General features: G+C 71.2%; 24 protein-coding genes. 15 read left to right on the top strand and 9 right to left on the bottom strand.

Features of this window, described 5'->3' with window-relative positions; genetic code table 11:
- The 15 genes from BU204_RS42105 to BU204_RS41725 all read left to right on the top strand — a co-directional run.
- On the top strand, nt 1–1,024 hold a 1,024-nt coding region (locus BU204_RS42105; RefSeq protein WP_198943102.1), incomplete at its 5' end, for a flagellar hook-length control protein FliK.
- A 14-nt stretch (nt 1,025–1,038) separates the two neighbouring features.
- The gene (locus tag BU204_RS36125; RefSeq protein ID WP_075130299.1) at nt 1,039–1,449 is read left to right on the top strand and encodes a flagellar hook capping FlgD N-terminal domain-containing protein; all 411 of its coding nucleotides are present in this window, start codon (nt 1,039–1,041) and stop codon (nt 1,447–1,449) included.
- A 35-nt stretch (nt 1,450–1,484) separates the two neighbouring features.
- Nucleotides 1,485–2,312, top strand: a complete 828-nt coding sequence (locus BU204_RS36120; protein ID WP_075130298.1) for a flagellar hook-basal body complex protein — start codon at nt 1,485–1,487, stop codon at nt 2,310–2,312.
- 105 nt (nt 2,313–2,417) lie between these two features.
- The gene (locus BU204_RS36115; protein ID WP_075130302.1) at nt 2,418–2,705 is read left to right on the top strand and encodes a flagellar FlbD family protein; all 288 of its coding nucleotides are present in this window, start codon (nt 2,418–2,420) and stop codon (nt 2,703–2,705) included.
- Nucleotides 2,705–3,475, top strand: a complete 771-nt coding sequence (locus tag BU204_RS36110) for a motility protein A (RefSeq protein WP_075130297.1) — start codon at nt 2,705–2,707, stop codon at nt 3,473–3,475. Before BU204_RS36115 ends, BU204_RS36110 begins: the two co-directional genes overlap by 1 nt.
- On the top strand, nt 3,475–4,374 hold the full coding sequence (locus BU204_RS36105) for an OmpA/MotB family protein (RefSeq protein WP_075130296.1): 900 nt from the start codon (nt 3,475–3,477) through the stop codon (nt 4,372–4,374). Before BU204_RS36110 ends, BU204_RS36105 begins: the two co-directional genes overlap by 1 nt.
- Nucleotides 4,375–4,396: 22 nt before the next feature.
- Nucleotides 4,397–4,828, top strand: coding sequence for a flagellar basal body-associated FliL family protein (locus BU204_RS36100; protein ID WP_075130295.1), 432 nt, complete (start codon nt 4,397–4,399; stop codon nt 4,826–4,828).
- Between the two features lie 58 nt (nt 4,829–4,886).
- A complete protein-coding gene (locus BU204_RS36095) occupies nt 4,887–5,849 on the top strand; it encodes a flagellar motor switch protein FliM (RefSeq protein WP_075130294.1) in 963 nt (320 codons plus the stop codon).
- On the top strand, nt 5,846–6,574 hold the full coding sequence (fliN, locus tag BU204_RS36090; protein ID WP_075130293.1) for a flagellar motor switch protein FliN: 729 nt from the start codon (nt 5,846–5,848) through the stop codon (nt 6,572–6,574). Before BU204_RS36095 ends, fliN begins: the two co-directional genes overlap by 4 nt.
- Complete coding sequence (locus tag BU204_RS36085; RefSeq protein WP_075130292.1) at nt 6,574–6,996, top strand: FliO/MopB family protein; 423 nt, start codon at nt 6,574–6,576, stop codon at nt 6,994–6,996. Before fliN ends, BU204_RS36085 begins: the two co-directional genes overlap by 1 nt.
- Entirely contained in the window at nt 6,993–7,841 is an 849-nt protein-coding gene (gene fliP / locus BU204_RS36080) for a flagellar type III secretion system pore protein FliP (protein WP_075130291.1), read from the top strand. The genes BU204_RS36085 and fliP overlap by 4 nt, the downstream gene beginning before the upstream one ends.
- Before the next feature lie 13 nt (nt 7,842–7,854).
- Nucleotides 7,855–8,127 (top strand): flagellar biosynthesis protein FliQ, encoded by a 273-nt coding sequence (gene fliQ, locus BU204_RS36075; protein WP_075130290.1) that lies wholly within the window; start codon nt 7,855–7,857, stop codon nt 8,125–8,127.
- Nucleotides 8,128–8,134: 7 nt separating this feature from the next.
- Nucleotides 8,135–8,902, top strand: a complete 768-nt coding sequence (locus BU204_RS36070) for a flagellar biosynthetic protein FliR (RefSeq protein WP_075130289.1) — start codon at nt 8,135–8,137, stop codon at nt 8,900–8,902.
- Nucleotides 8,899–9,990, top strand: a complete 1,092-nt coding sequence (locus tag BU204_RS36065) for an EscU/YscU/HrcU family type III secretion system export apparatus switch protein (protein ID WP_075130288.1) — start codon at nt 8,899–8,901, stop codon at nt 9,988–9,990. Before BU204_RS36070 ends, BU204_RS36065 begins: the two co-directional genes overlap by 4 nt.
- Before the next feature lie 801 nt (nt 9,991–10,791).
- Complete coding sequence (locus BU204_RS41725) at nt 10,792–11,892, top strand: M23 family metallopeptidase (RefSeq protein WP_075130287.1); 1,101 nt, start codon at nt 10,792–10,794, stop codon at nt 11,890–11,892.
- A gap of 222 nt (nt 11,893–12,114) precedes the next feature.
- On the opposite strand, the gene BU204_RS36055 is transcribed toward BU204_RS41725, so the two are convergent.
- From BU204_RS36055 to BU204_RS36015, 9 genes are all read right to left on the bottom strand, one after another.
- Complete coding sequence (locus tag BU204_RS36055; protein ID WP_143230003.1) at nt 12,115–13,518, bottom strand: hypothetical protein; 1,404 nt, start codon at nt 13,516–13,518, stop codon at nt 12,115–12,117.
- Nucleotides 13,496–15,541, bottom strand: a complete 2,046-nt coding sequence (locus BU204_RS36050) for a flagellar biosynthesis protein FlhA (protein WP_075130301.1) — start codon at nt 15,539–15,541, stop codon at nt 13,496–13,498. The genes BU204_RS36055 and BU204_RS36050 overlap by 23 nt, the downstream gene beginning before the upstream one ends.
- A gap of 179 nt (nt 15,542–15,720) precedes the next feature.
- Complete coding sequence (locus tag BU204_RS36045) at nt 15,721–16,194, bottom strand: hypothetical protein (RefSeq protein WP_075130300.1); 474 nt, start codon at nt 16,192–16,194, stop codon at nt 15,721–15,723.
- A 3-nt stretch (nt 16,195–16,197) separates the two neighbouring features.
- A complete protein-coding gene (locus BU204_RS36040) occupies nt 16,198–16,560 on the bottom strand; it encodes a response regulator (protein ID WP_075130285.1) in 363 nt (120 codons plus the stop codon).
- Nucleotides 16,557–17,039, bottom strand: coding sequence for a chemotaxis protein CheX (locus tag BU204_RS36035; protein WP_075130284.1), 483 nt, complete (start codon nt 17,037–17,039; stop codon nt 16,557–16,559). The genes BU204_RS36040 and BU204_RS36035 overlap by 4 nt, the downstream gene beginning before the upstream one ends.
- Nucleotides 17,039–17,410 carry a response regulator gene (locus BU204_RS36030; protein ID WP_233161021.1) on the bottom strand — a complete coding sequence of 124 codons (372 nt, stop codon included), beginning with the start codon at nt 17,408–17,410 and terminating at the stop codon, nt 17,039–17,041. The genes BU204_RS36035 and BU204_RS36030 overlap by 1 nt, the downstream gene beginning before the upstream one ends.
- Nucleotides 17,411–17,415: 5 nt before the next feature.
- Complete coding sequence (locus BU204_RS36025; RefSeq protein WP_075130282.1) at nt 17,416–18,270, bottom strand: CheR family methyltransferase; 855 nt, start codon at nt 18,268–18,270, stop codon at nt 17,416–17,418.
- Nucleotides 18,261–19,337 carry a protein-glutamate methylesterase/protein-glutamine glutaminase gene (locus BU204_RS36020; RefSeq protein WP_075130281.1) on the bottom strand — a complete coding sequence of 359 codons (1,077 nt, stop codon included), beginning with the start codon at nt 19,335–19,337 and terminating at the stop codon, nt 18,261–18,263. The genes BU204_RS36025 and BU204_RS36020 overlap by 10 nt, the downstream gene beginning before the upstream one ends.
- Nucleotides 19,338–19,463: 126 nt before the next feature.
- A complete protein-coding gene (locus BU204_RS36015) occupies nt 19,464–20,351 on the bottom strand; it encodes a hypothetical protein (protein WP_075130280.1) in 888 nt (295 codons plus the stop codon).
- Between the last annotated feature and the right edge of the window lie 318 nt (nt 20,352–20,669).

Below are 20,669 nucleotides of genomic sequence, written 5' to 3'. Positions count from 1 at the left end.
CGGTCCGACCGTCGCTACCGGCGTCGGGTCGGGCCTCCTCGGCGGGCTGCCGGCCGGCGCCGCCGCGGACGCCGGCGCGGCCACCGGGACACCCACCGCCGCGACGGGGGTCGACCCGACGGTTCCGGTCGCGACGCCCGCCGTGGTGACGGGCTCCCCGTCCGCGGACGGCGTGCCGACCGTCGGCCTGCCCACGCCTGCCGTGCCCGCGCCCACCGTGTCGACAGACACTCCGCCGACGGAGACCGTGTCGACGCCCACCGTGCCCACGACCGCCCCTGGCGAGGTCGCCGGAACCGCTCCGACACCCGACCCGCTCGCCGACGGCGCTGCCCCGGCCCCGACACCCGCCGACGCAGCCCCGCCGACCGACGGCACCGAGGCGGACGGCCAGGAGCCAGGTGCCCAGGTTCCCGGCCTCCCGGGCTCCGGTGCCCTGCCCGGTGCCGCGGTACTGCCGACCGGCACCGCCCAGGACGCGGCATCCGAGGGCCTGGCGCAGGTCCAGCCGCTCGGGGTGGATGCCATGGTGGCCGCGCTGCAGCCGGCTCCGGTGTCGGCGTCGGTGCAGCAGGTGACGACCCTCGCGCCGGTCGTGGCGGCCGAGCGCCAGGCGCCGGCACCGCCGGCCCAGCAGCTCGCCGCCGAGATCGTCCCGCTGCGGGACAAGACCGGCGAACATTCGCTCACGGTTTCACTACACCCGGTCGATCTGGGGCCGATTACCGTGACAGCACGGATTCAGGGCACGGACATCCACCTCGATCTCGGCGGCGCGACGGAGAGCGGCCGCGAGGCGCTCCGCAACGCCCTGCCCGACCTGCGTCGTGAGCTCGAGCGGGCCGGGTTCACCTCCTGCCTGCTCGACACCAACGCCGGCGGCTCGTCCGGCGAACGGCGCATGCCGTGGCAGCTGCCGCGGGGTGCCCAGCACAGCTCCGGAGCGGCTTCGGCGGTCACCGGGCTCGACCTCCTACCGGTCAGGCCCCGCGTCGGCACCGGCCAGCTCGACCTGCACGCCTGAGAAGAAGGACAGCGATGACCAACCCCATCGGTGCCACCACGCCCACCGGTCAGCCCACGGCGCCCGCGCCCAGGAGCGCGCTGGGCGGCCTCGGCGGTGACGAGTTCCTCAAGCTGCTCGTCGCGCAGCTGAAGTACCAGGACCCCACCAGCCCGACCGACACCTCGTCGTTCATGTCGCAGACGGCGCAGCTGACCCAGGTCGACACGCTCGGCCAGATCTCGACCCAGCAGAGCGGCCTGCTCGCCGCGACGCTCAGCTCGCAGGCCGCGGGGCTGGTCGGCAAGACGGTCGACTACCTCGACTCCGCCGGCACCAAGCTCAGCGGCGTCGTCAGCTCCGCGTCCTTCGGCACCAACCCCACCCTGCTCATCGGCGGGGTCGAGGTCGCACTGTCCTCCATCACCGGCCAGCGCGCCGCCTGACCCACGAACCTCGAACGAAAGGCAAACACCAGATCATGTTGCGCTCTCTGTTCTCCGGCATCAGCGGCCTGCGCGGTCACCAGCAGATGATGGACGTCACCGGCAACAACATCGCCAACGTCAACACGACCGGGTACAAGTCCTCGCAGACGGTGTTCCAGGACGCACTGAGCCAGACGCTGCGGCCCGCCTCGGCGGCCGGTGCCAACACCGCCGCCACCAACCCGGCACAGGTTGGTCTGGGTGTCCGGGTCGCCGGCATCACCGCCAACTTCGGCCAGGGCGCCACGCAGCTCACCGGTCGCAGCACCGACATGCTGATCCAGGGCGACGGCTTCTTCGTCGTCGACAACGCGGGCGCCCAGGCCTACACCCGCGCCGGGTCGTTCGCCTTCGACGCGGCCGGCCGGCTCAGCACCCCCGACGGCGGGCTCGTCCAGGGCTGGATGGCCGCCAACGGCGTCGTCGACACCAACGGCCCGGTGGGCGCGGTGACCGTCGACGCGACCATGTACCGAGGCTTCAGCATCGGGGTGGACGGCACGATCACCGGGCAGCTCGCCGACGGCACCACGCAGACAGTGGGCCGGCTGGCCGTCGCCAACTTCACCAACCCGACCGGGCTGGAGAAGATCGGCGGCTCGCTGTACCGCGGCACCGTGAACTCCGGCGCCGTCCAGATCGGTGCGCCCGGCGAGAACGGCACCGGCCAGCTCGTCACCAACGCCCTCGAGATGTCCAATGTAGACCTCGGTCAGGAGCTTACGAACCTGATCATCGCGCAGCGCGGCTTCCAGGCCAACTCCAAGGTGATCTCCACCTCGGACGAGCTGCTCCAGGACCTGATGAACCTCAAGCGCTAGCACCAACTCGGGGTCGGGGTTCAGCTCAGCTGAGCCATGTTTCGGCCGATGGGAATGGTGTGGATCCACGGACGGATCCGCTTGTACACCCCAAGGATGGACGCCGTGATTTTGCTGAATCGCATCAACGGGCAACCCTTCGCGCTGAACCCCGACCTCCTCGAGCGGGCCGAGTCCACTCCGGACACCGTGCTCACGCTCGTCAACGGGGCGAAGTACGTCGTCGCCCAGTCTCTCGAAGAGGTGGCGTCCCTGGTGGGCGACTACCGCTCCGCCGTGCTGCGGCACTCGCAGGACCCAGTCGCACCCATCGGCCCAGTGGCCGTGCCCGACGAGGCAGTTGCCGTCTCCGAGGGTGCCACCGTGCTGCGGATGCCAGAGAGGGGTGAGTGATGGACCCGGCAAGCATTGCGGGAATCGTCCTCGCCCTGGCCGCCATCTTCGCCTCCATGCTCATGGAGGGCGGCGACCCGATGTCGATCCTCCTCCTGCCGCCGATCATCCTGGTGGTGTTCGGAACCCTGGGCGCCGGCATGGCCGGCGGCGTGCTCAAGGACACCGTCGGCATCGGCGCCCAGCTCAAGCGTGCCCTGATGGCCCCGAAGATCGAGCCGAACGTGCTGATCGACGTGCTCGTCAAGCTGGCCGACCGGGCCAGGCGCGAGGGCCTGCTCGCCCTCGAGGACGAGATCAAGAAGGTCGAGGACCCGTTCCTGCGCAGCGGTCTGGAGCTCGCCGTCGACGGCACCGCCTCCGACGACATCCGTGAGATCATGGAGAGCGAGATCGACGCGAAGAAGCGGCGCGACAAGGCCGGCGCGAAGATCTTCGCCGACATGGGCGGGTTCGCCCCGACGATCGGCATCATCGGCACCGTGCTGGGTCTGGTGCACGTGCTGGAGAACCTGGCCGACCCGACCGAGCTGGGCCACCTGATCGCCGGCGCGTTCGTCGCCACGCTGTTCGGTGTGCTCACCGCCAACGTGTTCTTCCTCCCGCTGGGCAACCGCCTCAAGCGGCTCAGCGAGCTCGAGGCCGAGCAGATGCAGCTGGCGCTGGAGGGCGTGCTGGCCGTGCAGGCCGGGTCGAACCCGCGTCTGGTGGCGCGCAAGCTGCGCAGCCTCGTGGGCACCGAGCCCGCGGCGGACAAGAAGGCCGCCTGATGTCCAGCAAGCGCAAGCACCGCGGTGGCGGGCACGACGAGGAGCACGAGAACGCCGAGCGGTGGCTGGTCACCTACGCCGACATGCTCACGCTGCTGATGGTGCTGTTCATCGTGATGTTCGCGATGTCCACGGTGGACGCGAACAAGTTCTCACAGCTGAAGGAGAGCCTCGCCGGCGCGTTCGGCGGCACCCCGAGCCTGGTCTCGGGAGGGTCGAACGCCGGCGGTGGCACCGACGGCGCCAGCGCCGCCCCGATGGACATCGCCGGCGCGACCGGGGGCGGCAGCGGGGTCCCGGAGGGTGGAACCAACAACGCGGTGGAGGACCTCGAGGCGGTCCAGAAGGCCGACCGGGCCAAGGCGTCCAGGACCCAGAACGCGGCCAAGGCCGAGGTCGACAGGCTGGAGAAGCTGCGCGACCAGATGATCAAGGCGCTGAAGGAGGGCCACCTCGAGGGGCAGGTCCAGTTCGCGATCGACCAGCGCGGGCTGGTGGTCCGGGTGCTCACCAGCGGGGTGGTGTTCGGCGGCGACAGCGCGGCGCTGCGGCCCGAGGGTCAGCGGATCCTGCGGGCACTGGTGCCCGCGCTGGACAGCGTGCCCAACGCTCTCGAGATCTCCGGGCACACCAACCAGCTGAAGGTGGCCACGAGGAACTACCCGAGCTCGTGGGAGCTGTCCACGGCGCGCGCCTCCAGCGTGGTGCGCTACCTGCTGCAGTTCCGCGGGCTGAACGCGAACCGCATGACCGCGGCCGGCTACGCCGACCAGCGGCCGCTGTACTCACCGGCGGACCCGCGGGCGGTCACCATGAACCGCCGGGTCGAGGTGGTGGTCCTGTCCAACGAGACGGCAGAGGTCAAGGCCCTCCTGCCGACCGTCGCACGAGGCAAGTAGCCGGAGAGGAGAGAAGGCTGTCATGAGCAAGGCCAAGGAAGGCGACAAGGAGGCGGCGGAGCCCGCCAAGAAGTCCAAGAAGATGCTGTTGATCATCATCGTCGTCGCGGTGTTGGCACTCGGCGGTGGCGCGTACTTCGTGCTGAAGCCCTCCGGCGAGGAGCCGCCGCCGGAGCCGGGCGAGGTGCTCGCGCTCGACGCGATCACGGTGAACCTCACCGAGGGGCACTTCCTGAAGCTCAAGCTCGCGTTGCAGGCCACCCTCGAGGTGACCGAGGACGTGGACGGGAGCAAGGCGCTGGACCTCGCGGTCGACCAGTTCAGCAACCTCTCGGTGGCCGAGCTGGGCAACGAGGGCCGGGCCAAGCACAAGGCGGAGCTCAAGGAGAAGATCGTCGAGGCGTACGAGGGCGATGTCATGGACGTCTACCTGACGGACTTCGTCATGCAGTGATCTGCGTCTCAGCTCTGATAACACTCAGGTACCGGCGGGCGCGGCCGATCTGAGCGGCGTGCCATCCACCCCGCTCAGTTCCGGCCACGCCGCCGGTCACACCCGGTTTGGCGGTCTCGTCCGCGACGGCCGCCCGACCGAGGACTACGACTTCCTGCGCCCGCCGAAGCTGGCCCGCGAGCACCTGCGGACGCTGCAGCTCATCTGCGAGACGTTCTCGCACCGGTTGGGCGTCCTGCTGACCTCGCGGCTGCGGGTGCTCTGCCGCGCCGTGCCGGGCCAGATCGAGCAGGTCGGTGCCGGCGACTACTTCGCCAGGGTCGACAGCGAGCCGATGCTGATCGCTCCGCTGACCATCGAGCCGCTGCCGGGCACGGCTGCCGTCGAGATGTCCCTGAACGCGGCGATGACCTGCATCGACCACCTGCTCGGGGGGAGCGGTGGCCCGCAGCCGCAGCGCCAGTTGAGCGACATCGAGACCCCGCTGCTGCGCGAGGTGCTCACCGCCTGCCTCGGCGAGCTCGCCTACTCCTTCGAGGACGTCACGCGGCTTACCCCCGTGCTCGGCCAGCTCGAGTACAACCGCCAGCTGGTCCAGCTGGGCGGCCCGACCGAGGCGTTGATCGTGGCCGGGTTCGACCTCGCGGTGGGGGAGTCCACCAGCCCTCTGTCACTGCTCCTGCCGTTGCAGTCGGTGCTGCCCGCGCTGCAGCGCCACCACGAGCAGGCCGCCGTCAGCCCCGGTGAGCGCGCCATGCGCCAGGCCGCCCGGGACCTCATCACCACCCGGCTGCAGGACGTGCCGGTCGAGGTCCGGGTGGAGTTCAACCCGATCCGGCTGCGCTCTGACCAGCTGCTCGACCTCCGACCCGGCGACGTCGTACCGCTCGACCACCGGGTCGACCTCCCGCTCGACATCACCACGGCGGAGCGGTCCTTCGGCCGCGCCGTGGCAACCCAACGCGGCCAGCGGCTCGCCTGCCAGGTCGTTTCCACCGACGACGAGGAGCTTTCGGCATGACCGACACCCTGCTCACCACCCTCCGCGCCGCCGCCGAGGCCGCCATGACCGTCCTGCCCGCCGGTGAGAACCTGACCGTGGGCGAGGCCGCCTCCGACGCCGCCGTCGCCGGCACGCCGGGTGCCGCCGTCTACGCCCAGCTCAACGGCGACGTGAACGGCGGGCTCGCGGTCCTGGTCGCCCAGGAGCTGGTCGACGCGCTGGCCGCCAGCCCGTTCGGCCAGCTGGATTTGGCCTCGGCCATCGCCCCCGCCATCGACGCCGCCGCCGGTGTGCTGGGCGCCACCGCCGCCCCCGGCAGGGAGCTCCCGGTCCAGGAGGCGCTGTCGATGCTCGCCGGCACCGGCCAGCCCACCTTCCTCCCGCTCGCCGCCGACGGTGCCCCGCACGCCACGATCGCACTGTCGGTCGTCGTGCCGGCCCCGGCCGAGCCGGCCAAGCAGGCCAGCGCGCCGACGCGGCCCGCGGTCTCCGGCCTCGACCTGCTGCACGGCGTCGAGATGGAGGTGACCGTCGAGCTCGGGCGGACCCGGATGACCGTCCGCGACCTGCTCTCGCTGCGCCCCGGTTCGGTCGTCGAGCTGGACCGGGTCGCCGGCAGCCCGGCCGACGTGCTGGTCAACGGCCGGCTGATCGCCCGGGGCGAGGTCGTCGTGGTCGACGAGAACTTCGGCATCCGGATCACCGAGATCGTCACGGCCGAGCGCGACGCCGAGGCTGCCTGATGGATGCTGTCCTGCGGGTGGTCATCGCCCTGGTGCTCGTCGTCGGGGCGATGTGGATCCTGGCGAAGGTCGCGAAGCGGCCGCTGCGCAAGCGGGCGGCCAACACGCTCGACGTGCTCGCCCGCACGCAGCTCTCGCGCAATGCGAGCGTCGCGGTGGTCCGGGTGGACACGACCGCGCTGGTCGTCGGGGTGACCGACAGCGGGATCAGCCTCCTCCACCAGCTCGAGGCGGAGAAGTTCGCCGTGGCCGAGGAGCCCAGCCGCACGGCTGTCGACCTGGAGCAGCTCACGACCGCCAAGGCGCCGCTCGAGGCGGGGACGCCCGAGCGCCGCGCGGCGCTCACCGGTTCGGCGCTCTCGCCGGCCACCTGGCGCCAGGCCATGGAGACCCTGCGCGAGCGAACGGCGCGTGGCGCATGAGGTGGGTCCTCCGCGGTGTCGTCGCCGCCATGCTGCTGGTCGTCGTCGGTCTGTTCGGCGCGGCGGGTGCCGGTGCCGCACCGGCCGCGGCGGAGCCGGTCCGCGCCGCCGCCGCCGCGTCGCACCTGGCGGGACAGCCCGCCGGTCCGAGTCAGCCGAACGGGCCGACCGCCCCGGCCGACCAGGGCGACGTGACGATCACCGTCGGCACGCCGGACAAGCCGAGCGACTCCATCGTCATCATGCTGCTGATGACCGTGATGTCGGTGGCACCGGCCCTGCTGCTGCTCTGCACGAGCTTCACCAAGATCTTCGTGGTGCTGAGCATCACCCGCAACGCGCTCGGCCTGACCAACGTGCCGCCCAACCAGGTGCTCGCCGGCCTCGCGCTGTTCCTGAGCCTGTTCATCATGGGCCCGGTCGCCACCGACGTGAACAAGGAGGGCATCCAGCCCTACCTCAACGGTGAGAAGACCCAGAGCCAGGCGTTCGAGGACGGGGTCCAGCCCCTGCGCGAGTTCATGCTCGAGCAGACCCGCCCCGAGGAGATCGCGCTGTTCACCAAGGTCGCCAACGAGGACAAGCCGGCCAACAGGGACGAGGTCCCGCTGAGCACCCTGGTGCCGGCGTTCGCGCTCTCGGAGCTGCGGGCCGCCATGCTCATCGGCTTCGTGCTCTTCATCCCGTTCCTGGTCATCGACATGGTCGTCTCGGCGTCGCTGATGTCGCTGGGCATGATGATGCTCCCGCCGGTGACCGTCGCGCTGCCGTTCAAGCTGCTGCTGTTCGTACTCGCCAACGGCTGGGGTCTGCTCGTGACCGCCCTGGTCGGAACCTACGGCTAGGGATTCGCCACTCATGAACGACACGACAGTCATCGACCTGGGCATCCAGGCCATGATGATCACGGCCAAGCTGGCCGCGCCGATCCTGCTCACCGCGCTCGTCATCGGGTTCGCCATCTCGCTGTTCCAGTCGGTCACCCAGATCCAGGAGGTGACCCTGTCGTTCGTGCCCAAGGCCGCCGGCATCGCGGTCGCGCTGCTGCTGTCGGGAAGCTGGATGGTGCGGGAGATCGTCGGGTTCACCTCGTCGCTGTACGAGCGAATCCCCAGCCTGATCGGCGGATAACGCGACAATGGAGGCCACCTTCGCACCGGGCACGCTGATCGCGCTGCTGCTCGCCTCGATTCGGGCGGTGGCCTGGCTGATCGTCTGCCCCCCGTTCAACGGCCGGGCCGTGCCGATGACCGTCAAGGGCATGCTCGCCGTCGCGATCGTCCTGCCGATGGTGCCCTCGCTCGCGCCCAAGACGCCGTCGCTGGACACCTGGGCGATCGTCGGCAGCGCGCTCGAGCAGGTCGTCGTCGGGGCGGGCCTCGGCTTCCTCACCGCGATGGTGTTCGCCGCGATCCAGGCCGCGGGTGACCTCCTCGACGTGTTCGGCGGGTTCTCCATGGCCTTCGCCTTCGACCCGATGTCGTTCTCCGGCAACAACGCGGTGCTCGGGCGGTTCTACGGCATGCTGGCCACCACGCTGCTGTTCGCCACCGACGCCCACCAGCTGATCGTCCGCGGGTTCACGCTGTCCTACACGTCGATCCCCCTGGATGAGGGCCTGTCGCTGGACGTGCTCGCCCGTCTGCTCACCACCGGGCTCGGCCAGATGTTCCTGTCCGCCGTGCTGATCGCCGGCCCGCTGATCGTCGTGCTGTTCTGCGCCGACATCGGCCTGGGCCTGCTCAACCGGATCGCCCCCGCGCTCAACCCGTTCTCCATCGGCTTCCCCGCGAAGATCGGCCTGACCCTGATCATGGTCGGGATGGCCGTGGTGCTCCTGCCGCAGGCGGTGCACACGGTGGCCGAGCAGGCCGCCTCCGCCGTGCTGAAAGCGATTGGTCGATGAGCCGCAACAAGGACGCAACCGAGAAGCCCACGCCCAAGCGCCTCAAGGAGGCGCGCAAGAACGGCCAGATCGCCCGCACGCCCGAGCTGGGCGCGTGGACCTCGGTCCTGGTGTCCACCTGGCTGATCCCGACGATGCTCACCGACCTGTTCCACAGCAGCGAGGGCCTGCTGCGCCGCGTCACCGAGTTCATGGCGAAGCCGGACCCCGCCGAGGCCATGACGATCCTGGGCGACGGCATGGCGGCCGGCGCGATGGCCGTGGCCCCGCTGCTGGCCGGCATGCTGGTGGCGATCCTCGCCGCGGCGGGCCTCCAGGGCGGACTGCGTCCTTCGGCGAAGCTGCTGGTGCCGAAGTTCTCCCGGCTCAACCCCGCCGCGGGGCTCAAGCGCCTGCTGGGCCCGAACGCGTGGTGGGAGGCCGCCAAGACGCTGGTGAAGACGATCGTGCTGGGGCTGGTGCTGTTCCTGGCCGTGCGCGACCTGGTGCCGACCGTGATGGGCTCGGGCGCGCTGCCGATCTCGTCGCTGATGGGTGTCGTGGAGGGCACCGTCATGTCGCTGATCCGGATCGCCGCCGTGGCCGGCCTGGTGATGGCCGTCGCCGACTTCGTCGTGATCAAGCGCCGGATCGGCAAGGAACTGCTGATGACCAAGCAGCAGGTGAAGGACGAGCACAAGAACTCCGAGGGCGACCCGCAGCTCAAGGGCGCGATCCGGTCCCGGCAGATGGCCATGAGCCGCAACCGGATGATGTCCGAGATCAGCACCGCCGACGTGGTGTTGACAAATCCGACCCACGTCGCCGTAGCCCTGCGCTACGACGCGGAGAAGGGAGCGCCGCGCGTGGTCGCGAAGGGCGCCGGCGCGGTGGCCGCGAAGATCCGCGAGATGGCCGCGAATCATCGTGTGCCGGTCGTGCAGGACGTCCCCCTGGCCCGGGCCCTGTTCAAGGCCTGCGAGCTGGGCCAGGAGATCCCCGCTGACCTGTTCGGCCCGGTAGCCCACGTCCTGGCGTTCCTCTACCGCCTACGCCGCAAGGGAAGCGCCGCCGGCACCCACAAGGCCCCCGCCTACGCCGCCGCCTGACCTCGCACGCAACCTCGCGCAGCTGTCCAAGCTGGGACGCACAGCAGCTGACTCCCGTGGGGGAGGTGACTTCGCGTGAGTTGCCCAGCTGGGACGCACAGCAGCTGACTCCCGTGGGGGAGGTGACTTCGCGTGAGTTGCCCAGCTGGGACGCACAGCAGCTGACTCCCTCGGAGGAGGTGACTTCGCGTGAGCTGCCCAGCCGGGACGCACAGCAGCTGACTCCCGTGGGCGAGGTGACTTCGCGTCAGCTGCCCAGCCGGGACGCACAACAGCCAACTCCCTCGGAGGAGGTGACCCCGCGCCAGCTGCCCAAGCCAGAACGCACAACAGCCAACTCCCTCGGGCGAGGTGACCCCACGCCAGCTGCCCAAGCCGGGACGCATAGCAGCTAACTCCCGGGAACAGGTTGAGGCCCACGGCTGCGTGAGCGGGAGCGCGGGAGCGTCCGCCGTCTGGACTGACGCAGCGCCCGCAGGCGCCCCTGGCGCCGAGGACGCGGAGGAGGGAAGACGGCGGTCAAGCGGACGCGCGGAGCGAACAATCAAACACAGCAACCTTCTCCCAGAGCTGACGGAGCGCCAGCCACCGCAGGCTCACCAGCGCCAGGACGTGCCCCGACCACGCCGTTTGTCAACGGCGGCAAGAAGCCCGTGTTGCTTCTGTGACCAGACCGTTGTGATTCATCTCAAGTCGGGTAGATTCCGGGCCGGGGTTGGGCCCATAGTCGCGGGCGCCTGATCCCCCGGGGCGCAAGGGCATTCCCGCCACCGCGTGCCCCCGACGACCCTGGAGCCGCCCATGGGTGCGCGTCGACGACTGACGCGAGCCACCGTCGCGATCCCGCTCGCCGTCGTGTTGGCGTTCACGATGCTGACCGGCCCGTCGGCTGCCGGGCAGCCGCCCGACTCGCTCGAGGAGCAGATCGCCGCGGCCGACGCCGAGCTGGACGCGGCGCAGGCGAGGCTGGCCGACACGTTCGAGGCGTTCGCGGCCGCGGAGGACCGGTACCGGCGGGCGAACGCGGCGGCCGAGGCGGCGGCGGACACGGCGACCCGGACCCGCTCGGAGGCGGCGGCGGCCGCCCAGCACGAGCGGGACATGCGGCTGGAGTTCGACGAGTTCGCGACGGCGAGTTTCCAACAGCGCAGCTCGATCGGCTCGCTTCGTGCCTACATCGGCGCGAGCAGCCCGTCGGACCTGCTTGACCGGGCGTCGATGATGAACGTGCTCTCCGCCCGCTACGGCGACGTGTTGACCGGCACCCGCGAGGCCGCCGAGCGGAAGTCGGCGGCCGACCGGGAGGCGCGGACCTCGCTCACCCAGGCCCAGCGCGACCGCGACGCCGCCGCCAGGGCGAAGACGGACGCCGAACGTGCCTACCGCACGGCGGTCGACATCCAGGACGAGGCCAAGGCCGAGACGGCGGAGCTGGCCGCGCGCAGGGCCTCGCTCGCCGCCCAGAGCAGCGAGTCCGGGGGCTCCTCGGGCGGCGGCCAGGTCGGCGGCGGTGGCTCCGGGTCGGTGGTACTGCCCGCCCAGGGCACGCTCACGTCCACCTACGGCGCGCGCGGCGGCAGCATCCACTTCGGAATCGACATCGCGAACAGCATCGGTACGCCAATCCTGTCCACAACGGGTGGTGAGGTGATCGACTCCGGCCCGGCGAGCGGTTTTGGCCTGTGGGTGCGTGTCCAGCACGGCGACGGGCTGATCACCGTCTACGGCCACATCAACGAGTCGCTGGTGAACGTCGGCCAGCAGGTCGGCGCCGGCGAACAGATCGCGACGATGGGCAACCGGGGCCAGTCCACCGGACCGCACCTGCACTTCGAGGTGCACCAGAACGGCAACAAGATCGACCCGCTGCCCTGGCTGCGCAGCCAGGGCGTGAACATCTAGGGCACGTCCGCACAGCCCTCGATCGCGGCCTTCGCGCCCAGCTCGCCGCTGGCCGCGTTGTCGGACAGGCCGAGTACGACCCGGTACGAGGCCTGCCCTCCGCCTTGCCAGCGACGACCTGGATCACGAAGCCCATCGACCGGGACTGCGCGGACGCGCCCTAGGCGACACGACGAGCGGGGCGCGGCCGAACGGCCGCGCCCCGCTCGTCGTCGGTGTGCCTCAGTCGAGGGTGATAGCGGGCAGGCCCAGCTCGGCGGCGTGGTCGGCGGTGGTGCTGCCGTGCAGGGCGACCGCGGACACCTCGCCGAGGTCGTCGAGGTGGCGACGGAGGTCCTCGGGGCGGCGGGTGCCGTCGATGACCGCCAGCAGGACGTCGGCGCCCAGGGCGTCGGCGATGGCGCCGGCCCAGGAACCGCCGTCGGGCAGGTCGACGGGGGCGTCCACGGCGACCACGACCGGACCGCCGGACCTGAGCTCGCCGGCCAGGGTGGCGGCGTGCTCGGGGCCGTACACGCGGCGTGCGTGGTCGGTCTCGGCCGGGCCGGCGACCAGGACGCTGCTCGCCGGCAGGCGCAGCCGGGCGGCCACCGACTCGGCGACGCGGACGGCGTGCGGCAGAGCGCCGGCGACGACGAACACCCGGCCCGGCATGCCGACCAGGAGCTCCTCGGCGACACCCCGCGCGCGGGGGCGCGGGGCCGCCTCGTGGCGGAGCGCGACGGCGGTCGCGGTCGTCGGGCGGGTGGCGGGCTTGCGGACGGCGGGCTTGCGGACGGCCGGCTTGCGGGCGGTGGTCCGCGTGGTCGGGGCGGCGGCCGGTGTGGGCAGGGTGCCCATGGCCGCGGCCTTGGCCCGGGCGGCGGCCTTAACCCGGGCGGCAGCCTTGGCACGAGCCGCCAGCGGGTCGACCGGTGCGGCGACCGGGGTGGCCGGTGCGGGTGCCGGCGTGACCGGCTCCAGCGCGGCGGGCGCGGCCGGAACCAGCTCGGTGGGCTTCGCGGGAACCAGCGCGGTGGCGGGGGCCGGGGGAGCCGGCGCGGGGGAGGCGGCCGCGGCCGGCTCCTCGGTGGCCTCGGCCGCGGTCTCGGTGGCCAGGGCCTCGGGGCTCCACGCGGCGTACGCGGCGATCGGCCGGGACGGCGCGGGCACGGTGACCGGGGCGGCCGGCTCTTCGCCGGCTCCGCCGGTCGGGGTGTCAACCGAGGCCAGGATGTCCTGGAACGTCGGTGCCGGCGCGGGGATCACGGTCGCCGTGCAGCGGGGGAGGTCAGCCAGGTCGGGCAGGACCGGCTGGTCGGACAGCTCGCCAGCACCCTCCGCCGGCGCCGCCGGCTCGGTCGGGGTGGACACGCCGCGGTCGTCGCGGGCGTCGGCGAGGTCGACCAGGTCGACCAGGCTCAGCAGGGCCTCCACCGAGTCGGGCGCGGGGCTGGTGGGCTCCGGCTCCGGCGCGTCGGGCAGCTCCACGCCGAGCTCGAACCACTGCTTGCTGAAGAAGCCGCCCACCCCGCCCTTGCGCAGGCGGTCCGCGGAGACGATCCGCGCGTTCGAGCCGTGCTCGGTGCGAACCTGGTCGAGCAGGGCCTCCAGGTCAGGACCCTCAAGCAGCAATCGTGTAGCCACTGTTCACCACCCCAACGGTGTCGATCCGGTGGGTGCCACCGGCGAGTTCTGAGTAGGACAGCACCGCGAGCCGCGGCACCGCGACGTGCACCAGGCGGTACACGGCCGCTCGCAGTTGCGGAGCGCAGGCGAGCACCGCCACCGACCCGCGGTCCTCGACCGCGGTGGTGAGGCGGGTGAGGTCGCCGAGCAGGATCTCGGCGAGCTCCGGGTCGATGGCCAGCTGTGCGCCGGCGTCGGTGAGCCGCAGGGACTCCAGCAGCGACTGCTCGATCCGCGGGTCCAGCGTGATCACCGAGAGCGCGCCGTCGACGGCGTAGCGGGCGGCGATCGCGGGGCCGAGCGAGAGGCGGGCCGCCTCGACCAGGCGGTCGAGCTCAGTACCGCCCTTGGCGGCCATCGACAGCGACTCGAAGATCCGGACCAGGTCCCGGATGGCCACGCCCTCGTCGAGCAGGCGGTGCAGGACGCGCTGGATCTCGCCCAGGCTGAGCAGGCCGGGGGTCAGCTCCTCGACCACGATCGGGTGGGTCCGGCGCACGACGTCGGTGAGCGCGCGGACGTCCTCCCGGCCGAGCAGGCGGCTGGCGTGGGTCCTGGTCACCTCGGCGAGGTGGGTCACCACGACCGAGGCCCGGTCGACGACGGTCGCGCCGGTCAGCTCCGCCTGGTGGCGCAGCTCGGCCGGGATCCACTTGCCGGCCAGTCCGAACACCGGCTCGGTGCCCACCTTGCCCGGCAGCTGCTCGAGGCCCTCGCCGATGGCGAGCACGGTCCCCGGCGGCGCGAAGCCGCTCGCGACGTCCGAGCCGCTGATCCGGATGACGTAGGTGGACGGGTCCAGGGCGAGGTCGTCTCGGGTGCGGACCGGCGGCAGCACCACGCCGAGCTCGAGGGCGATCTTGCGGCGCAGCGCGCGCACCCGGTCGAGCAGGTCGCCACCGGCGGCGTCGACCAGGTCGACCAGGTCGGGCGCCAGCGCGAGCTCGAGCGGGTCCACCCGCATCTCGGCGAGCAGGGTCTCGGGGGAGTCCGGCGCCGGGGCGTCGGCGGCGGCGGCGCCCTCGGGCAGCTGCGCCGGCTCCTCGCCCGGCTTGGGCACCCGCTGGGCCATCAGCAGCACCCCACCGCCGACCAGCAGGAACGGGATCACCGGGAGCCCGGGCAGCATGGCCAGCGCCACCACCGCGCCGCCGCCGATCTGCAACGCGCGCTTGTTGCGGGAGAACTGGGTGGCGACCTGGGTGCCCATGTCCTCGGTCGCGGACGAGCGGGTGACGGTCAGACCGGTCGCGACCGACAGCAGCAGTGCCGGGACCTGCGAGACCAGGCCGTCGCCGACGGTCAGCAGGCTGTAGACGTTGATCGCCTCGCCGGGGGACATGCCGCGCTGGAGCATGCCGACGGTGAAGCCGCCGATGAGGTTGATCAGCGTGATGATGACGGCGGCGATCGCGTCGCCCTTGACGAACTTGGAGGCGCCGTCCATCGCGCCGTAGAAGTCGGCCTCGGCGGTGACCTCGGCGCGCCGGCGTTTGGCCTCGACCTCGTCGATCAGGCCGGCGTTGAGGTCGGCGTCGATCGCCATCTGCTTGCCGGGCATGGCGTCGAGGGTGAACCGCGCGCCGACCTCGGCCACGCGCTCGGCACCCTTGGTGATGACCACGAACTGGATCACGATCAGGATCATGAACACGACCAGGCCGACGATCAGGGAGCCGCCGACCACGAAGTGGCCGAACGCCCCGATCACCGCGCCCGCGTCCCCGTCCAGCAGCACCAGCCGGGTGGCGCTGATGTTGAGCGCCAGCCGGAACAGGGTCGCCAGCAGCAGCAGGGACGGGAACACCGAGAACTCGAGCGCGTGCTTCACGTACATGCTGACCAGCACGATGAGCAGCGCGAGCGCGATGTTCATCACGATCAGGATGTCGAGCAGGAACGTGGGGATGGGGATGACCATCAGGACGATGATCAGAATGACGCCCGCCGGTACGGCGAACTGGCTCACACGAGACGTCACGGTTCTCTTCCCGGAGTGCGGGCGGCCGGTCCGTGGCCTGGCGGGTGCCTTCCTGGCGGTGTCGCTGACCACGCAATCGGCCGCCGGCGACCGCACCTGAGCGGTTCGCCGACGGCCGATCGTCTTTTCGCCGGGCCCACGAGGTGGTGTCCCCTCGCCGGGGGGCGCCACCACCTCCGTCAGAGCGGTACGACCAGTGAGAACGTGCCCTTTCCGTAGCCGGCGACCTCCACCGAGAGGTCCAGCCTGTTGCCGAGCGACTGCAGGTGCGAGACGACGTCGTTGGGCACCTCGGAGCCCAGCCGGTGCAGCGCGTGGAACTTCACGTGCGGCCCGTCCTTGCGATTGAACAGCGTGGTCAGCACGTTGCACACCTCGGCGAGGTTCTCGCCGAACAGCGGGCTCAGCTCACCGTCCTCGACGCAGGCCTCGGCGCCGCCCGGCGGGATCAGGCCCACCGCGGCGGCGACGTTGGCGGCCAGCGGGAGCTGGAAGCCGATCACGCCGGCCAGGCTGAGGTCGTCCCGGACGAACACGGCCGTGGGCGGCACCTCGCCGCTGGGCGGGTTGTCCGGCTGTACCGTCACGTCCCGACCGAGCAGGTCGGCCAGCAGGTCACGCACGTCCTTGGGCGCGGGGAGTTCGTCAGACATCACTCAGTCCAGGATGCTCGAGAGGTTGTCGCGGAACATCTCCGCGGTGAACGGCTTGGCGATGAGGAACAGCGCCCCGCCCGCCTCGGCGGTGCGCCGCATCTCGTCGGAGGTCTCCGACGTGACGAACCCGAAGGGGACGTTGTTCCCGGCCCCGCGCACGGCGCGGAGCAGCTCGATGCCGGTCATGCCCGGCATGTTCCAGTCCGACAGCACCAGGTCGGGCTTCTCCTCGCCGATCGCGGAGTGTGCGGCGGCGCCGTCCGGGGCCTCGACGATGTCGTGGTCACCGAAGCCGGCCTGGCGGAGGGTTCGGATGACGATCTGCCGCATCACACGGCTGTCGTCGGCCACGAGGATCTTCATGCGACGTCACGCTCCAAACGGTGTTGCTGGTCGCTGCTCAGCAGCAGCAGGGTGAATTGCTCGTCCCGCCAGGTGACCACCGTGCGGCAGATCTCGACGGTGCTCGGCCAGTGCTCGTGGGTGGTCTCGGCCACCCGCGGCAGCGACATCGTCGACGGCCCGGGCAGCATGCTCTTGAGGTTGCCGCCGAGCACGTTGGCGAGCTCGCCGAGCGCGTCGCCGATCTCCGCCTCGGAGACCTCCTCGGTCGGCATCTCGAACAGGACCGACGCGACGTCACGGGACGCCTGGGTGGTGCACTGGACGATCACGTGGCCCTCGAAGGCGCCCATGATCGCGACCGAGGCCGACAGGTCGAAGGGGGCCTGCTGGTCCTCGGAGGGCACGACCTCGTGCCCGTCGTCCAGAAACGCGGCCCAGACCTGGCCGGCGATATCCTCGAGGTCGTTGGTCGTGGGCAGTACTGCTTGATCGCTCATCAGAGAACTCCAACCGGGACGAGGCCCAGCAGGGCGAGTTTGTCGATCATTCCGTCCTTGGTGAACGGCTTGATCACGTATTCGTGTGCACCGGAGGCGAGGGCCTTCACGATCTGGCTGTGCTCGCTTTCCGTGGTGACCATTACCAGTGTCATCGAACGCCATTCCGGGCGTTTCCGCACCTCGAGAACGAACTCGAGGCCGTTCATCACCGGCATGTTCCAGTCGATGAGGGCCAGCTCGGGGACGGAGTCCGCGCCGCTGACCACCTCGAGCGCCTCCTGCCCGTCACCCGCCTCCAGCACCTCGAAGCCGAGATCCGCCAGGAAGGAGCGCAGAATCTTGCGCATGGCCCGGGAGTCATCGATCACAACGCCTAGCATGCAGTCACCTCTTTCACCGGAAGCCGGCTCGCGATCGGTGCACGGTAGATGGCCGTGCGCCCGACAGGTATCCGTTCAAAAGTCGAGTCGATCCCGACGGTGGTCTCCGCCGCGCCCAGCTGCAGCCAGCCGCCGGGGCGCAGGATCTTGCGGATGCGGGTAAGGATCTGGCGCTTGGTCTCCGGCGAGAAGTAGATGAGCACGTTCCGCAGGAACACCACGTCGAAGGGCTGCATCGGCGGCAGCGGGTGGGACAGGTTCAGCTGTTGGACCGTGACCTTGCGCCGCAGCCGGTCCACGACCTGCCAGTCCGCGCCCTTCCGCTCGAAGTACTTCACCATGTCGCTGGCCGGCAGCCCGCGGTTGATCTCCAGCTGGTTGTAGACCCCGGCCCTGGTCCGCTCGACCATCTCCACCGAGAGGTCAGAGGCGAAGATCTGGAAGTCACGCCCGGGCGGCAGGGTCTTGTCCAGCTGGATCGCGATGCTGTACGCCTCCTGACCGCTCGAGGACGCGGCCGACCAGATGCGGATCGGGCGGGCCGGGACGTCCTTGAGCAGGGCGGGGAGGACCACGTCGATCAGGGCCGCGAACGGCTCGCGGTCGCGGAACCACGAGGTCTCGTTGATCGTCAGCGACTCGACGATCTGCTTGCGCACGCCGTTGGCCGCGGTGCCGAGGCCCTGGGCCGCGTTCAGCAGGTCGGTGATCGAGCCGTGGCCGCCCTTGCGTACCAGCGGCCGCAGGCGCGACTCGACCAGGTACTCCTTGCCCACGGGCATGACGATCGCTGCCTCGCGCCGCACCAGGTCGGAGACGTATTTGAATTGTTGGTCGGTCAGTTCCACGACGACACCTCCATTGCTGGCGCCAGTCCGCGCCCGGTTACCTGGGTCGCGATGCTGTCTGCGATCTTTTCGAGCGGGAGTACGGCGTCGGCCAGCCCGGCCTGGGCGACGGCACCCGGCATCCCCCATACGACTGACGTGTTCTCGTCCTGGGCGATCACCCGCGCGCCCGCGGCCACCAGCGGCTCGCAGCCGTGCTTGCCGTCCTGGCCCATGCCGGTCAGCACGACCACGAGCACCGAGCCCCCGTAGACGTTGGCGACCGAGCGGAACAGCACGTCCGCGGCGGGACGGCAGTGGTTCTCCTTGGGCCCGGCGTGCAGCTTGGTGCGCACCGAGGTCGCCACCCGGGCCACCTCCATGTGGAAGTCGCCGGGGGCCAGGTAGACGTGCCCGGGCTGGGCCAGCTCGCCGTCCTTGGCCTCGGTCACGGTCAGCTTGCTCTCGGTGTTGATCCGCTGCGCGAGCATCTGGGTGAAGACCGGCGGCATGTGCTGGACGACGAAGAACGGGACCTGGAGCCCGGCCGGCAGCGAGGTCAGCACGACCCGCAGTGCCTCGGGTCCACCCGTCGAGGAGGCGATCGCGACCGCCTTGATCTTGTCCGTCCCCGGCAGCTTGCGCTGCCTGCTCGCGGGCCGCGGCGGGGGCGCGGTGGCGGCACGACGCGCGCAGAGCGCGTGGATCCGCGGCAGCAGCTGCTCCCGGACGCTGGCCACCGCCTGGGTGAGGCTGCCGACGTTGGCCGGCTTGGTGACGTAGTCCGAGGCGCCGGCGGCGAGCGCGGCGAGGGTGGCGTCGGCGCCGACGCTGGTCAGCGTGCTGAACATGACGACCGGCAGCCGGGGGCGCATCTTGCGGATGGCCTTCATCGCGGTGACGCCGTCCATGACCGGCATCTCGACGTCCAGCGTCACGAGGTCCGGGTTGAGCTGGTCGATCTTGTCCAGGGCGATCTTGCCATTGGGAGCGGTCCCGATGACGCGGATGCCGGGGTCCGCGCTGAGCACGTCGGTCACGAGCCGGCGGATCACCGCGGAGTCGTCCACGACAAGTACCGAGATCACACGGCCTCCCAGGTGGTGGCGAAGGCCTGTCCTTCGCGTCCATCCCTGGATCGACCGGGCGGGTTCCGGGCTGAGGAAATACCCGAGCGGATTGACGGCGCCGCGCCGGCGGGACCGGCGGGCGGCTCAGTCCTCGATCAGCCAGCCCGGGCCCAGCGCGCCCACGGCGGGGGCGAGGAGCTGCTGGGCCGACTCGCTGTCGGCCAGGTCGCGGACCAGCAGGGCCTGGAGCGCGCCGCTGAGCAGGTTCCAGACACCGGCTGCCCGGTCGGACACGGGGATGCCGGCCAGGTCGACTGCCTGGACCAGCCTGAGCTGGGCGGTCGCCGCCGCCCGCACCCGCGCGGACATGTGCACGGCCCAGGTCATCGAGTGCATGGCCGTCGACCAGTCCGCCGTTTCGGCCCGCATCCGGTCGGCGGCGGAGGCGAGTGCCCGGATACCCCCGGCGTTCAGCGACCGGACCGCGGTGAGCAGCTGGTTCACCTCGCGGTGCTGCGGGCCGAGGTCGGGCGGGGTGACCGGGAGGTGCCGGCGCATGGCGAGCCACGGCGCGGCGAGCACTCGGCGGTCGTCGTCGCCGAGCAGCTCCCGCAGGTAGGTCGCGCAGACCGCGTCGGTGGCGATCGCCACCACCGGCTCGGCCGGGGCGACCGGCTCGACCGGCGGGACCAGGTCGCGGTCGGGCAGCAGCACGTCGGTCCGCACGCACTGCAGCAGCCCCGCGAGGGTGCCGATCGGGGCGCGCTGGAGCAGGCCGACGGCGCTCGCCGGGTCCTGGCCGGGCAGATCGCGCACCGACGGGCGGAGCTCGGCGAGCGAACCGGCGAACTCGCGGGTGATCTCCCTGGTCACCGTCTGTGCGGGGGACTCGGCGGGCAGGTGGTCGACGGCCGCCGCCCAGCCCTGCGCGGGAACGGCGAGCATGGTCTCCAACAGCTCGGCCGTGGCCGCGCCGCCCTCCATGCGGGTCAGGTCGAACCCGAGGACCGGCGCACTGATCAGGGTGTACACACAGTCGAGTATGCGGCAGGTACGCGTCGTACGGGCAGATCACCACCTGGAGGGATGTCCCGGCAACCGTCCGTGTTCGCCGGCCGGTGCGCACGAACGCCGACCGCGGCGCCGCCCGGGTGGGCGACGCCGCGGTCGGCGTGGGGAAAGGTGCCGGGTGAGCGTCAGACGGTGAAGCGGCTGACCTGGGACTGGAGGCTGGAGGACAGCTTGGCCAGGTCCTGGGAGGCCTTGGTGGTGTCGGTGACGCTCGCCGTGGTCTGCTGGGAGGCCTCGGCCACCCCGGCGATGTTCGAGGCGATCTCCGAGACACCGGTC

Origin of the sequence: Actinophytocola xanthii, assembly GCF_001921205.1 — a bacterium.
GTDB lineage: Bacteria > Actinomycetota > Actinomycetes > Mycobacteriales > Pseudonocardiaceae > Actinophytocola > Actinophytocola xanthii.
Note: the sequence above shows the minus strand (reverse complement) of the source record. Positions and strands in the feature narration are given on the sequence as shown.